General features: G+C 66.4%; 9 protein-coding genes. 7 read left to right on the plus strand and 2 right to left on the minus strand.

Annotation, left to right across the window (positions count from 1 at the left end; all coding sequences use genetic code 11):
• The first annotated feature begins 162 nt into the window (after positions 1 to 162).
• From AC07NX_RS03800 to AC07NX_RS03825, 6 genes are all read left to right on the plus strand, one after another.
• Complete coding sequence (locus AC07NX_RS03800; protein ID WP_494639274.1) at positions 163 to 2901, plus strand: TonB-dependent receptor; 2739 nt, start codon at positions 163 to 165, stop codon at positions 2899 to 2901.
• Positions 2902 to 3268: 367 nt separating this feature from the next.
• Entirely contained in the window at positions 3269 to 3649 is a 381-nt protein-coding gene (locus AC07NX_RS03805) for a response regulator (protein WP_035074145.1), read from the plus strand.
• Positions 3649 to 4722, plus strand: a complete 1074-nt coding sequence (locus AC07NX_RS03810) for a YaiO family outer membrane beta-barrel protein (protein WP_494639276.1) — start codon at positions 3649 to 3651, stop codon at positions 4720 to 4722. Before AC07NX_RS03805 ends, AC07NX_RS03810 begins: the two co-directional genes overlap by 1 nt.
• On the plus strand, positions 4722 to 5768 hold the full coding sequence (locus AC07NX_RS03815) for a HEAT repeat domain-containing protein (protein ID WP_494639278.1): 1047 nt from the start codon (positions 4722 to 4724) through the stop codon (positions 5766 to 5768). The genes AC07NX_RS03810 and AC07NX_RS03815 overlap by 1 nt, the downstream gene beginning before the upstream one ends.
• Positions 5765 to 7192, plus strand: a complete 1428-nt coding sequence (locus AC07NX_RS03820; RefSeq protein ID WP_494639280.1) for a glycosyltransferase family 2 protein — start codon at positions 5765 to 5767, stop codon at positions 7190 to 7192. The genes AC07NX_RS03815 and AC07NX_RS03820 overlap by 4 nt, the downstream gene beginning before the upstream one ends.
• Positions 7193 to 7310: 118 nt before the next feature.
• Positions 7311 to 10865 carry a PAS domain S-box protein gene (locus AC07NX_RS03825; RefSeq protein ID WP_494639282.1) on the plus strand — a complete coding sequence of 1185 codons (3555 nt, stop codon included), beginning with the start codon at positions 7311 to 7313 and terminating at the stop codon, positions 10863 to 10865.
• An 82-nt stretch (positions 10866 to 10947) separates the two neighbouring features.
• Here AC07NX_RS03825 and AC07NX_RS03830 read toward each other — a convergent pair whose 3' ends face one another.
• Both AC07NX_RS03830 and AC07NX_RS03835 read right to left on the minus strand, forming a co-directional pair.
• Positions 10948 to 11139: a hypothetical protein gene (locus AC07NX_RS03830; RefSeq protein WP_494639283.1), complete on the minus strand. Its 192-nt coding sequence runs from the start codon at positions 11137 to 11139 to the stop codon at positions 10948 to 10950.
• A gap of 129 nt (positions 11140 to 11268) precedes the next feature.
• The gene (locus AC07NX_RS03835) at positions 11269 to 12009 is read right to left on the minus strand and encodes a GntR family transcriptional regulator (protein WP_494639285.1); all 741 of its coding nucleotides are present in this window, start codon (positions 12007 to 12009) and stop codon (positions 11269 to 11271) included.
• 555 nt (positions 12010 to 12564) lie between these two features.
• Here AC07NX_RS03835 and AC07NX_RS03840 point away from each other — a divergent pair.
• Positions 12565 to 15288, plus strand: coding sequence for a TonB-dependent receptor (locus tag AC07NX_RS03840; protein WP_494639287.1), 2724 nt, complete (start codon positions 12565 to 12567; stop codon positions 15286 to 15288).
• Positions 15289 to 15357 lie beyond the last annotated feature (69 nt).

A 15357-nucleotide genomic window follows, 5' to 3' on the forward strand; every position in this document is an offset into this window, starting at 1 on the left:
GCGGCGCCCGATGACGGTTTCGCGTCGGCGCCATCCAGGCCGACGTCACAAACCCTTATTCGAAACGAGAACAGAGAGTCACGGAACACCCCTAACGCCCGGCCTCTCGCCGGACGCCCAGCTCGGGCCTTCTCCTTCCGGCGCCAGTACAGGGGGTTTCCAATGTCACCTACCAAGAAGGCGCTCGTGATGAGCGCCGCGGCCGGCGTCATCGCCACGGTCCTGTTCGTCGGATCGGCCCAGGCCGCCGACGTCGCGACGACAGCCGCTCCGGAGGCCCCGCCGGCTGACAATGCGGTCGACGCGGTCGTGGTCCAGGGCTTTCGCAAGTCGCTGGGCGCGGCGCGCATGGCCAAGAAGGACAGCGCGATCGTCGCCGACGTGATCGTCGCCGAGGACATGGCCAAGTTCCCCGACCTCAACCTGGCCGAATCGCTGCAGCGCCTGCCGGGCGTGGCCATCAACCGCGAAGGCGGCGAGGGCCGTCGTGTCTCGCTGCGCGGCCTGGGTCCCGACTTCACCCGCGTGCAGCTGAACGGCATGGAAGTGCTGGGCAACGTCGACTCGCCGATGGACAGCCGCGGCCAGACCTCGCGTGACCGGGCGTTCGACTTCAACATCTTCGCCTCGGAGCTGTTCTCGAAGGTCGATGTGCGCAAGTCGTTCTCGGCCGAGCAGGACGAAGGGGGCATGGCCGGCACGGTCGGCCTCTACACCGCCAAGCCATTCGACTATTCGGGAACCAAGGGCGCCCTGTCGCTGCAGGGCGGCACCAACAGCGCAACCAAGGACTTCCAGCCGCGCGGCGCGGCGATGTTCAGCAAGAACTGGGACGACAGGTTCGGCGTCCTGGTCTCGGTCGCCTACTCCAAGCGCCAGACCCAGGAGCAGGGCTACAACACCTACGCCGCCCCGACGACCAAGGCCCTGGCGGCCAACGTCGTCAACCTCAGCGCCGCCGACCAGGCCAAGGCGATGAACGGCGAGTTGATCTTCCAGCGCGGCAACCGCCTGACGGTCTGGGGCTCGGACCAGGAACGCCTGGGCGTGACGGGCGCGGTGCAGTGGCGGCCGGTCGAGAACGTCACCCTGACCCTCGACGCGCTGCACGGCAAGTTCACCAACGACCGCAGCGAGAACAGCCTGGCCACCCGCGCCACCCTGAACTCGACGATCCTGGGCGCGGCCACGCCGCATTCGGGGACTCTGGTCAGCCCGCCGCCGGTGCTGAACTCGATCATCTATGATCAGTACAATTCGGTGGTCTATGCGGACGTGTCCAACACCGTGTTCGCCACTGAGACCCGCCGCCAGCAGACCAAGAACACCTTCGACCAACTGGTGCTGACCGGCGAATGGAAGGTCACCGACAAGCTGACCATCGACGGCCATGTCGGCCAGGAGACGTCGGACTACGACATCCCGATCTCGGACAAGTTCTATACCGAGGCGTTTGGCGGCCTGATCACCGACTATCGCGGCGATACGGGCCACAACACCTACAAGTGGAACACCACCGACCCCAATAACTACCGGGCCCACGAGATCGACTTCTCGGCCACCTATCAGAGCACCGAGCTGAAGAACGGCGAACTGAACGGCGCCTGGGAATTCAATGACGCCCTGACGCTGAAGGGCGGCGTTTCGTACCGCGGCTTCAAGAACTCGGGCTTCACCCAGACCAATGACGACGTGAACAAGACGGCCTGGGAGAAGGGGACCCTGGATGACCGGGTGGCCGGCTACTACACGATCTTCGACAAGCACCACGACCAGTCGTGGGTGAATGTCGACTTCGACAAGGCCTTGGCCTTCTACGGCGTCACCCGCACCCTGGGCGCGCCCAAGTCGATCTACCAGGTCGAGGAAGGCACCACGGCCGGCTACCTCCAGCTGGACTGGAAGGCAGCCCTGTTCGGCAAGCCGCTGCGTGGCAATATCGGCCTGCGCAGCTATGACACCGAGTTGACCTCGTCGGGCACCATGGCGGTCAAGGTTGGCACGACCACGGTGAACACGCCCACGTCGGTCAAGAAGAGCTATTCCGGCGTCCTGCCGGCCCTCAACGCCGTGTTGGAAGTGTCCGACCAGTTCCAGATCCGCGTCGCCGCCGCCCAGAACATCAACCGCCCGGCGCTGGCCGCCTATGCCATGAACGGCACGGTCAGCGTCGACAACGGCAGCGTGACGGTATCGACGGGCAACCCGAACCTGGACCCCTACACCTCCGACGAGTTCGACCTGTCAGCCGAGTGGTATTTTGGCAGCATCGGCATGATGACCGCCGGCGTCTTCCACAAGAAGATCGACGGCCTGGTCGCCAGCCAGACGATCACCACCGGGGTGCCCTATTCCAGCACGGGCTTGGCCGAGGGGCTCTATCCGGGCGTGACGGGCTCGACGGTCGTCAACTCCTACACCCGCTCGGTGAACCTCAACGACGCCACGCTGACCGGCCTGGAACTGAGCGTCCAGAGCGACTTCTTCTTCCTGCCGGGTCCGCTGAAGAACATGGGCGTCGTGGCCAATGTCACCTTCATCGACTCCGAGACGACTTATGGCGGCCAGAAGGGTCCGATCCAGGGGATGTCCGACCTGAACCACAACGTCACGCTCTATTATGAGACGGCCAAGTGGGGCGCGCGGGTGTCCTCGAACTACCGCTCGGACTACACGATCGACAGCGGCGGGTTCAAGGCCACGACCTATGTCGACGCGGCGGCCTTCTATCAGCTGACGCCGAGGATCCGCCTTTCGCTCGACGCCGTGAACCTCTCCAACGAGCGCGAGTCCCAATACAACAGCTACAACAACGGGTACGGCGCGACCGGCGCCCGCCGCCTGTGGAACGACACCACCAGCGGCCGGACGGTGTTCATCGGGGCCAACATGCAGTTCTAAGCTCCAGGGAAGGATGCTCGCGAGGCCGCCCGAAGAACGCTTCGGGCGGCCTTCGTGATTCAACGGACCGGCCTGTCTCTGGGAGGCGGCTGTTGGCCGGATGCGCGGGGGAGGGGTGAACAGGAATTCGCTGCTGCGCCGATATTGGCGGCCAAGAATGCCCCCGCGCGTGGATTCGATATTGAGTGAATTGCGGTGTCTCGCTTGAATAGTCAAGCTTGTAAATCTTGTGGGAAATATAGGCGCATCTATTGATGCGCGGCTTTGTATTAACCATCGCTTGATCGGTGGTTTGTCGATTGTTGCGTAGATTTTCGGATACTGAAGGCCTAGTCTGGCTCGACGTCACTTGGCTGGGCTGGTTCTGATGTCAAAAACACTCGTTTTGGTCGCCGACGACGATCCGCTGCTTCGAAGCATCCTCGAGCACAAGCTCACGCGCGCCGGTTACGACGTGGCCCTGGCGGAAGACGGCAGGGCGGCGCTGGAGCAATCGATCGCCCTGCGTCCCGCCGTCCTGGTGCTCGACGCCATGATGCCCATTCTCGACGGCTTCGAGGTTCTGCGGCGCCTGAAGTCGGATGACGAGACCCGCGACCTGACCGTGGTCATGCTGACGGCGCTGAAGCGCCAGGATGACATCGTCAGCGCCCTGCAACTGGGGGCGGCCGACTATCTGGCCAAGCCGTTCAATCCCGACGAACTCGTCGCCCGGCTGGGTCGTCTGGCCCCCGTGGGAACCGACTGATGCCCTGGGCGCTCGTCGCGATCCAGCTGGTCGACCCGACCTTCGCCGCCGCTGTCGAAGCCCGGACGAGCGGGCGAACCGCCGAGGCGGTCGCGGCCTTCGAGCGCCTGTCCCGCGAGAGGCCGAGCGACGCCGATGTCTGGCTCAACCTGGGCTTGGCGTACATCGCCGATCACCGGTTCGCGGAGGCCGATCGGGCGCTCGAGGCGGCGCTGACGCTGGCGCCAGACTACAAGGATGCGCGCCTGGCCTATGCGCGCGCGGCGCTATTTGGCGACCGTCCCGCCGTCGCGGACCGACGGTTGGCTCCCTTGCTCGCGACCCATGGCGGTGATCCCGAGGTTCGCGCGCTTCACCAGCAGGTCACGGCCGCCCGGTCGGACAAGCCCGTGGCATGGCGTCTGGACCTGAGCCACGCGCGCAGCGAGTTGACCGGCGGCCTGGGGCATTGGTCCTCCACGATCGCCAGCCTTGGCCGCCGCGAAGGTCGCGACACCGGCGTCGTCTCCATCGATCGCACCGAGCGGTTCGGGCGCGAGGACGTCTATGTTGAAGCCCTGGGCGCGCGGAGGTTCAGCGCGAACCGCGACGCCTGGATCGCCGTGGGCGGGACGCCTGACGCGGACTACAGGCCCAAGGTGGTCCTGCGCGGCGGCGGCTCGGCGCGAGTGGGCGCCAACGGCGCCTGGACGGTGCGGCTGGGCGTCGATGGCGGCTGGGCGCGCTACGCCGTCGGCGACGTCCGGGGCGCTCAGCCCTATGCCGTCCTAGGATGGAATGAGCGGGCCACGGTGACCGCGCGGACCTTCCTGACCCTGGATGAGCAGGACGCGGTTCGCACCGGGTACGCCGTGCGGGGGGACTGGAGCTTGCGCGACGACCTGCGGATTTCCGCCGGATGGGCCGATGCCCCGGAGAGTTCCTCGGGGCGGACCGTGACGGTCAGGGCGGCCTCCGTGGGCGCGGCTATCGACCTCAGTTCCGCCCTGGGCGTGCAGTTCAGCTTCACGCACGAGATGCGCGACGCCTACGACCGCGACGAGATGGCCGTCGCCCTGACGACGCGCTTTTGATGGCCCCCCTCGCGGCCATATGGCTGACGGCCCTGGTCCTGGTGGCGATGGCGCTGGCGTGGATGAGCGGCCTGATCGTCCTGCGCTTCATCAACGAACGCAGGGCCGGCCGTCTGGCGGTGGGGCGGCGGGCCGTGATCGAGGGGCTGTCGGCCCTGCTTCGTGACGTTCCCGGCGCGATCGAAACGCTACGTCCCTACGTCCGCAGGGCGCGGCTGATGTCCGATGCGCTGCTGGAGTTTCAGGGACTGATCAGGGGCGCGGACCAGGATCGGGTCCTGGGGCAGCTGCGCGCGCTGGGTCTGGTCGAGGTGCTGGCGGCGCGACTGGACCGCGGATCGCGGGCGGGTCGATCGACCGTGCTCGAAGCGCTGGCCGCGCTGGGCGGGGACGAGGCGCGGTCGGCGATCCGTCGCGCCATTGGCACGGCCCGCCCGGATGTCCGGATGGCCGCCATCAAGGCCCTGGCCGACGCGGGCGCGCCGCCCAGCATCGGCCGGTTGCTCGATTACGCGGTGGCCGGGGAGTTGGAAGCCTCTCGGCTCTACGCCGAGCTGCTGCGCCAGGTCGTCGCCAAGGACCCGCAGGCCGGCATGGCCGCGCTCGATCGCGCCGACCTGTCGCCGATGCTACGGGCCCTGACGCTCGACGCCCTTGGCTTCGCGGGCGACTATCAGGCCGTGCCCTCCCTGATCGTGGCCGCCGGCGATGCGCATCTCGAGGCGCGGACCGCCGCCGTGCGGGCCTTGGGACGTCTTCAGCATCCGGCGGGTGAGGGCGCGATCGCCCGGGCCATGGAGGACGAGAGCTGGATCGTCCGTTCGGCGGCCGCCGAAGCGGCCGGCCTGGCTGGCTTTTCGCGCCTGGCGGCGGGATTGGACCGGTTGCTCGGCGACCCCGAATGGTGGGTCCGGTTCCGGGCCGGCGAGGCGCTGTACGCCCTGGGGCGCGAAGGACATGTCGTGCTGCGGCAGGCCGCCGGCAGCGAGCGTCCGCTGGCGCACCGCGCGGCGGAGCTGGCCCTGGCCGAGGGCGGCGCGGCATGACCTGGCTGAATGACTTGGCGCTTTGGCTTGTCGGCGTCGCCAAGACCATCGCCGTGGTCGTCATCGTCACCGGGCTGCTGCAGAATGCGCTGTACCTCTGGCAATTGCTTATGGCCGCGCGCGCGCTGGCGCAGGATCCGTCGATCGGCGCCCCGGCCGTCCTCTGGCGGCGCTTCGCGGACGCCGCGCCGCCGATCACCCTGATGGCGCCGGCCTATAACGAGGCCCTGACCATCGTGGAGAGCATCCGGTCGCTGCTGGCGCTGCAGTATCCGAACTTCGAAGTCGTCGTGGTCAACGACGGTTCCAAGGACGACACGTTGCGGGTTCTGGTGGACGCGTTCGAACTGACCCCGACCCATCGCCATCATCACCTGACCGCGCCGTGCGCGCCGATCCGCGGTCTTTACGCTGGCGCCAAGCAACCCAGGCTGCTGGTCATCGACAAGGAAAATGGCGGCAAGGCCGATGCGCTCAACGCCGCCCTCAACCTGTCGCGCGCGCCGATCGTCTGTTCGATGGACGCCGACTCCCTGCTTGAGCCCGACGCCCTGCTGCGCGCGGTCCGCCCGTTCGTCGACGATCCGGAGCGGACCGTCGCGGTCGGGGGCACCATCCGCATCGCCAACGGCTGCAAGATCGCCTTCGGGCGCGTGGTCGAGGTCGGCGCGCCACGCAACCTGCTCGCGCTGCTGCAGACGGTGGAGTATCTGCGCGCCTTCCTGATGGCCCGCCTCGCCTGGAGCCGGATTTCGGCGTTGACGATCATCTCGGGCGCCTTCGGCCTTTTCCGACGCCAGGCGGTGCTGGACGTCGGCGGCTACAGCCACGGCACGGTCGGCGAGGACATGGAGCTGGTGATCAAGCTCCACAAGCATTTCCGCCGTCTGGGCAAGCCCTACCGGATCGGCTTCACGCCGGAACCCGTCTGCTGGACCGAGGCACCGGAGAGCTGGGCGGTGCTGGCCCGACAGCGGGCGCGCTGGCATCGGGGCGCGCTGGAGACCTTCTTCCGACATTGGGACATGATCCTGAACCCGCGCTACGGCCGGATCGGCCTGATCGGCTTTGGCCATATCCTCCTGGTCGATGTGCTGGGACCGATCATCGAGATCTTCGGCTACGTGCTGATCCCGGCCTTCTGGTTCATCGGCCTGCTGTCGGCCGACTACCTCTGGGCGATGCTGGCGGTGACGTTCGGCTTCGGTGTCGTGATCAGCGTGGGCGCCCTGGCGCTGGAAGAGGTGGAGCTGAGACGCTTTCCCGACTCCAAGAGCCTGCTGATCCTGATGGGCGCGGCCATCCTTGAAAACTTCGGCTACCGCCAGATCAACAATTTCTGGCGCGTCCGCGGGGCCTGGCAGTTCGTGACGGGCGCGCAGGGCTGGGGGACCATGACGCGAAAGGGGTTCACGACGTCATGACGAAATCGGCCGTCGTCCGTTGTCATTCCGCCGCCTGGTCGCATCCCACCAGGCGGGCGCCCGGTTGGATGTTCGTGCTCGTCGGACCGGCCCGAACCCGGATCCAGGGTCGGGCCTGATGCTGGAGATCCAACGCCTCGCCGCGCTGCACGCCTTCCGTATCCTCGATACGGTGCCGGAGCTCGCCTTCGACCGGATCACGGCCCTGGCCGCGCGCCTGTTCGCAACGCCCATCGCCCTGGTCTCGCTGATCGACCAGGATCGCCAATGGTTCAAGTCGCGAATCGGCCTGGACGTCTGCGAAACGCCGCGAGAGCAGGCCTTCTGCGCGCACGCCCTGGCCCTGCCGCCCCAGGGCGTGATGGTCGTCGAGAATGCGCTCGAGGATCCGCGCTTCGCCGCCAATCCGCTGGTCACGGGACCGCCTCACATCCGGTTCTACGCGGGGGCGCTGCTGACGGACCGAGATGGCCACAACCTCGGCACGCTATGCGTGATCGACAGCGTCGCTCGCGGACGCCCCGCGCCGGAAGCGCTGGACGACCTGAAGGCCCTGGCCGCGATGGTGGTCGATCGCCTCGAGCATGCCCGCGACGCGCGGTCGCTCGCCGAGCAGACGCGGCTGCTGTCGCTGACCGAAACGATCTCGGGCGTGGGTCACTGGGGAAGCGATCTCAGGACCGGGCTGGTCACCTGGTCCGACGAGATCTACCGGATCCACGGAGTGGATCGCGAGACGTTCGATCCGAACGCCGTCGATCGCCTGCAATTCTTTCATCCGGACGACCGCGCCACCGTCACCAGCGCCGTCGCCCTGGCCATCGCGACACGCGGCGGTTTCGAGCATGAGCTGCGGCTCGTGCGTCCCGACGGCGCGGTCCGCAGGGTCCTGACCCGGGCCACCACCGAACTGGACGAGACGGGGAAGGTGACGGCGCTGTTCGGCGTCATCCAGGACGTCACCGACCGCCGCGCCGCCCTGGAGAGCGTGCGAAGGAGCCAGAGCCGCTACAAGCTGCTGGCCGACAACATGGCCGACGTCGTCACGCGCATCGCGCTGGACGGCGCCAGCAGCTACATCTCGCCGGCGATCAAGACCCTGCTGGGCTATGAGCCGCGCGAGATGGCGGGCCGGACGGCGGACGCGTTCGTCTATGAACCGGACCGGCGCCTGGTCCTGGACGCCTTCGCCCAGATGTCCGCCGGTCGCGAGGAGGTCGCCGTCCAGCATCGCGCGATGCACCGCGACGGCCATCCGGTCTGGGTCGAGACCCGCTTCCGGCTCGTGCGCGACAAGGCCGGCCAACCCGCCGAGATGGTGGCCGTCATTCGTGACATCTCCGAGCAGAAGTCGCTGGAAGCTCATCTGCAAGCCAGCGAGGCCCGCGCCAGAAGGGTGATCGCCGACGCCCATCAGGCGATCGTCACCATCGACGAGAGCGGCAAGGTCGCCGACTGGAACCGGTTCGCCGAGACCACTTTCGGCTGGAGCGCCGCCGAAGCGCTGGGCAAGCCCCTGACCGAGCTGATCATTCCGGCCGAACATCACGCCGCGCACGAGGCGGGCATGCGCAGGTTCCTCAAGGCGCACCGGGGCGTCGTTCTGGATCAGCGCATCGAGATGCCGGCGCGCCGAAAGTCTGGGGAAATCTTTCCGATAGAGCTGACGATCAGCGCCACCGACGGCCCCGACGGCTGGCAGTTCACGGCGCTGATGCAGGACATCACCGAGCGCAGGGCGCAGATGGAGCTGTTCGAGAACGCCTTCCATCACGCGTCCATCGGCATGGCCCTCGTCACCCTCGAAGGCGGCTTCAGCAAGGTCAACGGCGCCTTCTGTGAGATCGTGGGCTATGCCGAGGCGGAGGTCCTGGCCCTGACGTTCCAGGACATCACCCATCCCGACGACCTCGATCTCGATCTTCTGCACCTTCGCCGACTGCTGGCGGGCGAAATTTCCAGCTACGTCATGGACAAGCGCTATCTGCGCAGCGACGGCAAGCCGGTCTGGGTCAATCTGGCCGTCTCCCTGGTCCGCGAGGCGGATGGCCAGCCGCTCCATTTCATCGCTCAGGTCCAGGACCTCACGGCGCGCGTCGAGGCCCAGGAAGCGCTGGAAAGACAAACCCTGACCCTGGCGGCGATGGCCACGCAGCTGTCGACCGCCAAGGACGCCGCGGAGGCGGCCAACACCGCCAAGGCCGAGTTCCTGGCCAATATGAGCCACGAACTGCGCACGCCGCTGAACGGGGTGATCGGTTTCTCGCGCCTGCTGGCCGAGAGCCCCGATCTCTCGCCGGAGGATCGCCGCCGGGTGCTGCTGGTGCGGGGCGCGGGAGAAGCGCTCAACAGCCTGATCAACGACGTGCTCGACTTCTCCAAGCTCGAGGCCCGGGCCGTGGAGCTCGAATCCAGGCCATTCTCGGTCGGAGACCTGGTTTCGGAAGCCCTGTCGATGGTGGAGCCCCAGGCCGCCGACAGGCGCGTCAGGCTGGCGGTCACGGGAGATGACGGCGGCGTCGTGATGGGTGACAAGTATCGCCTGCGCCAGGTGCTGCTGAACCTGCTGTCGAACGCCGTGAAGTTCACCGAGGACGGATCGGTCACGGTGGACGTGGCCGTGTCGCGACTGGGAGATGCGACGGTCGGACTGAAGGTCCGGGTGATCGATCAGGGCGTCGGCGTCCCCGCCGACAAGATCGCGATGCTGTTCAAGCGCTTCTCGCAGGCGGACGGCGCCATCACGCGAAACTTCGGCGGGACGGGCCTGGGCCTGGCGATCTCCCGCGAACTGATCGAACTCATGGGCGGCGAAATCGGGGTGGAGAGCGCGCCGGGCGAAGGCTCGACCTTCTGGTTCGAGATCGCCCTGCAGCGCGGCGTCCTGCCCACGGGTCACGAGAAGGCCGTCAAGGGGCGGGCGATGTTCCCCGGCAAGCGCGTGCTCGTCTGCGACGACGTGGCCCTGAACCGGGAGCTCTTCCAGATCATGGTCGAACAGCACGGGTGCGTCGTCGACCTCGCCTGCGACGGTTCGGAGGCCGTCGAAGCCCTGTCGAACGCGACCTATGACCTGGTGCTGATGGACGTCCACATGCCGGTGATGGATGGGCTGGCCGCCACCGCCGCCATCCGGGCCGCGGGCTTCGACAGCCTGCCCATCGTGGCGCTGTCGGCGAGCGGAACGCCGCAGCAGGTCGCGGCCTGCCTGGCCGCCGGCATGACCGGGCACCTGCTCAAGCCGCTCTCGCCCGCCGATCTCGAGCGCACGCTGGCCGCGGCGTTCCAGGCTCCGGCGGAGCCCGTCGCGGTCCGCACGCCGCTGGAAGGGGACGAGGGGGCCGGCGCCATCGATGTCGAGGCGCAGTTCGCGTTCGAGGAGTCGATGGGCCCCGAAGCGACGCTGAGATTCGTCAACCTGTTGCGAGACCAGTTGGCGGGGCGCTTCACTGGGGTGTCGCGCGAGGCGCTGGTCGCCGAGGCGCACAAGACGGCCGGTTCGGCGGGCATGCTGGGCCTGCACCGCCTTGGGGCGGCGGCCAGCCGGCTGGAAGAGATCGGCGCGGCGGACGAGGGCTTCGAGGCCGCCTTGATCGCGCTCAAGCACATCGCCCGCCAGGCGGAAAACGACCTCGCGCACTGGGCGGCCCGCCTCGAGAAGCTTTTGCGCTGAACGGCGAAAGGAACTGGACGCTCCAGGCTTTGATCACGGATCGAGGCGGCGTCTGCTCGCCAGGCGCGGGGCGCCGATCCGTTCAGTAGCTCGAACGCCGCCTGGCGATCAGGAACAGGACGGCGCAGACCAGCAGGACTCCAATCGAGAACCAGGCCCGCGAGGCGTCCTGGGCCGCGGAACTGGGGGTTTCGCGAATGAAAGCCGCTCCAGCGAAGGCCAGCAGCGCCAACGACGCCGCCACGGTTCCCGCAATAGCCTTGCCCCTGCTCATCATCGCCTTCCCAACTCGATACACAAGTTTGGCGTAGATGCACGGATGGTGCCATGGCGCGGTCGCCGGCGCGACCACGGTCTCGGGCCGCCCCTGAAGCCGCCGAAATGGGCGCCTTCGCCGATAGGCCTAGAGATTGGTGTTGAGTTCGGCGACGACGTCGTAGGCGTCACCGCGATAGTAGGATTGGGTGAACTCCGCCGCGCGGCCGTCCGGCAGGAAGCCGCGCCGTTCGATCAACAGTCCCGCGTCGCCAGGACGGACGCCAAGCGTCTCGGCCTGTTCCCTGGAAAACGTGACGGCGCGGAGGCGCTGCAAGGCCCGCACGGGCCGATAGCCGGCCCGATGAAGGGCGTCGTACAGGGAGTCCTCCACCGCATCGAGAGACGACAGGCAGTAGGCCGGGATGGTCGAATACTCCAGCGCCATGGGGGCGTCGTCGGCGTAGCGGATACGATGGAAACGATAGACGGGCGCCCCGGGAGACAAGACGAGCGAGAGGGATTCCTCGGGGGTCACCGCGCCGAGCGAGCGGCTGATCCAGGTGCTGTGCGGGCGGCGGCCTCGAGACAGCATGTCCTCCGAGAAGGAAGACAGTTTGGAGAAGCTCTTCTCGACCCGGCCCGTGACAAAGGTGCCGGCGCCCCGACGGCGGCTGAGAAGGCCTTCGTCGACCAGGCCGCCGAGCGCCTTGCGCACGGTGATGCGTGAGACGGCGTACTCCTCGGCCAGGTCACGCTCGGGGGGAATGGCCACGTCCGGCGTCAGGATGCGGCGCTTGATCGCGTTTCGCACGACGCGCTGCAGCTGCAGGTAAAGCGGCGTCGTGTCGTCGGCCTCAAGTCGACCCACGATGTCGGAGAAGGACATGGAATTCCCTAGGTCTTTCATTGGGAGCGAAGTCTCAAGCTGTCGCGGGATCGGAATGAAGCGGCCTGCTTCGTCCCAGGTGGGGCGGGCGGGGAGGGGTCACGCGGGGCGTCCTGGAACGATGAACCAGCGATGCATACCACCTACGAGACCATTTTCAGCCCAATGGATAACTAACATCAATTTGCTTTAATTACTATGCTACCCCGCGCGGCTGGCTCTGCCGGAGGCGGCCACTGCGCTTGACCATTCCTGAGGCAGGTTTTGGCGCCGATTGATAAAGTTCAATAATTCCAGATAATTATAGGATTGTCCAATCGAGGCCCTGATGTGTCGGAGATTCTGGCTGCGGCGGTTGGGGGCGACTTTCAGAATTATATATGAAATTTAATTTACTAATTGACGAACGTGCGAGCCCAAACGTAGGCTCAGGCTCGCATCAGGTATCCCAATGGTCTTGGATTGGTATCTAAAGGCTTTGGGGGCTTGAGCGGCTGTCGTGGCGACGGTCTGGCGAGGGTGGGAGCTGCGGCGCCCAAGGGGAGGGGACTCGAAATGAGCCTCAGATCACATATACTGCTGACGACCGCGCTGGCGGGCGTGTTCGTGGCCGGTACGGCGTCGGCCCAGGCGACGAGTGGCGCGACGACGGTCGACGAAGTGGTCGTCACCGGGATCCGCGAGAGCCTGAAGAAGTCCATTCAGCTCAAGCGTGAAACCAACGCCATCGTCGAAGTGATTACGGCCGAGGCGGTCGGCAAGTTTCCCGACACCAACGTCGCGGAATCGCTTTCGCGTCTTCCCGGCGTCACGGTCGATCACCAGTTCGGCCAGGGCGAGCAGGTTTCCATCGCCGGCACCGAACCGTCACTGAACCGCATCTATGTCGATGGCCACGCCATCGCCTCGGCCGACTGGGGCGGCAACCCCTCGGACCGTTCGAGCCGGACCTTCAACTATTCGCTGCTGTCGCCGGACATCATCGGCCGCGCGGAACTCTACAAGACCCCGGAAGCCCGGCTCGACGAAGGCAGCCTGGGCGCCACCGTCATCATCCGCACGCGCAAGCCGCTGGACCTGGACCCCAACACCCTGAGCCTGTCGGGCGGCTACGCCTACAACGACCGCTCGGAAAAGGGGAACGGCAAGCTCTCCGGCCTCTACAGCTGGCGGAACGAGTCCGGGACCTTCGGCATCCTCGGCGCCGTGACCTACGACCGTGAAAACCTCAGCCGGGCCGGCGTGGCCGTCTACGGCTATGGCTCGGGCGGCGACTTCCTCAACAAGGACGCCAACGGCGCCATCATCGGCATGAAGTCGGCCAACGCCACGATCAACGGCGCGGCTCCCACCACGGCCAGCATGGCGGCGCTCAACGCGGCCCGCTATCCGGCCTTCCTGGCCCACGAGTACTTCCAGCAGGTCCGCAAGCGCGTCGGCCTGTCCGGCGCGATCCAGTGGAAGCCGGTCGACAGCGTCGAGCTGACCCTGACGGGACTTTCGATCCGCGGCCAGTACAACAACCTCAGCCAATCGGAATACAGCTACAACGTCCGGGGCGACCGCCTCCAGAACGCCACCGTGGCCGACGGCCTGGTCACGGCCGCCAGCTATGGCGCCGGAACGGGTGGGTCGTGGAATGGCGAACTCGACACCAACTACCGCAAGACCGAGGTCAAGAACGACAGCATCAACCTAGCCGGCAAGTGGACGGGCGACCTGTGGACCGTGTCCGGCAACACCGGCTACACCAAGGCCAGCGGCGGCAAGAACCCGGAATACCTGCTGAGCTTCCGTACGCTGCAGGGTTTCTCCTACGGATTCGACGGCAAGAACACCGTCCTGAACTGGGCGAACCCGGGGACGGACGCGACCCAGTGGGTGGGCACCTCGCCGGCCGAGAACAGCGTGCGGGATGACCCGCGCGTGCTCGCCGTCAATGGCGGGCAGCCGTTCACCGGCGCCCAGATCGGCGGCGTCACCTACGCCGAAAAGACCATCGACAAGGAGAAGTACGGCCAGGTCGACTTCACCCGCGATCTGGATCTTGGCCCGTTCACCAAGCTGCTGTTCGGCGTCAAGTACAGCGACCACGACAACAGCCAGACCACGATGGGCGGCGCGACCTTCACCAACAAGGCGTTCACCCTAGCCGACCTGGGTTCGTTCTCGACGCCGGACGGCCTGTTCGACGGCCTGAACACCACGGGCAACGGCGTGCCGTTCGCCACCCTGTCCAAGGAAACGGTGATCAAGACCCTGGCCACGGTTCCCGGGCAGACGATCAACGTCAACTGGGGCCTGGACACCGGTTCGTTCTTCCAGGTGAACGAGAAGAACACCGCCGCCTACGTCCAGGGCGACTTCAAGGGCGAGAAGTACCGCGGCAACATCGGCGGCCGTCTCGTCAAGACCGAGGACACCTCAACCTTCTACCTCACCGAAACCACGTCGGGGGCGACGACCACCAACCTGACGACGGTCAAGAACAGCAACACCAAGTTCCTGCCCGCCTTCAACTTCGCCTATGACGCTGGCGATACGGTGGTGCTGCGCGCCGCTGCGGCCAAGGTCATCGCGCGGGCCCGCTATTCGGATCTCGCCGGCGCCTTCAGCCGTGACGACGTCCGTCTGACGGCCGGCGGCGGCAATCCCGACCTGAAGCCCTACGAGGCGACCAACTTCGGCCTGTCGGCCGAATGGTACTTCGCTCCGAACGGCTTGCTGTCGGGCGAGGTCTTCTATCGCGACATCACCAACTATGTCGGCAACGAGACCTCGCGGCAGCAACTGGCCGACTCGACCGGCCAGGTCCGGACCTACGACGTCTCCACGCCGGTCAACGGTGGCAAGGCCAAGGTCACGGGCTTCTCGCTCTCCTACCAGGCGGACCTGGGCTACGGCTTCGGCATCCAGTCGAACTACACCTTCACCTCGTCCGAGACCGGCAACGGCCTGGGCATTCCCTTCCTGTCGCGCGACACGGTCAACATCGTGCCGTACTACGAGCATGGTCCCTGGCAGGCTCGTATCAGCTACAACTACCGTTCGAAGTATTTCAACCGGTTCGGTCGTCTTCAGTCTGCGGACTATAGCGACGCCTATACGCAACTGGACTTCCAGGGCGCTTACAAGTTCAACGATCGCATGACCTTGACCTTGAACGCGTCGAACTTGCTGGATGAGACCTACTTCCAATACAGCTCGGTCAAGAGCGCGCCCACCGCGCTCTACAAGAACGGCCGAGTGGTTTCCCTGAACTTCAGCTACAAGATGTAGCTCCACCGTTCTCCCCGACTGGGCTGCCGCCGCGACTGCAAGGCGGCGGCAGCCCTCTTTTTTGGGGAA

The sequence above is a fragment of the Caulobacter sp. GW821-FHT09A05 genome (genome assembly GCF_059418465.1).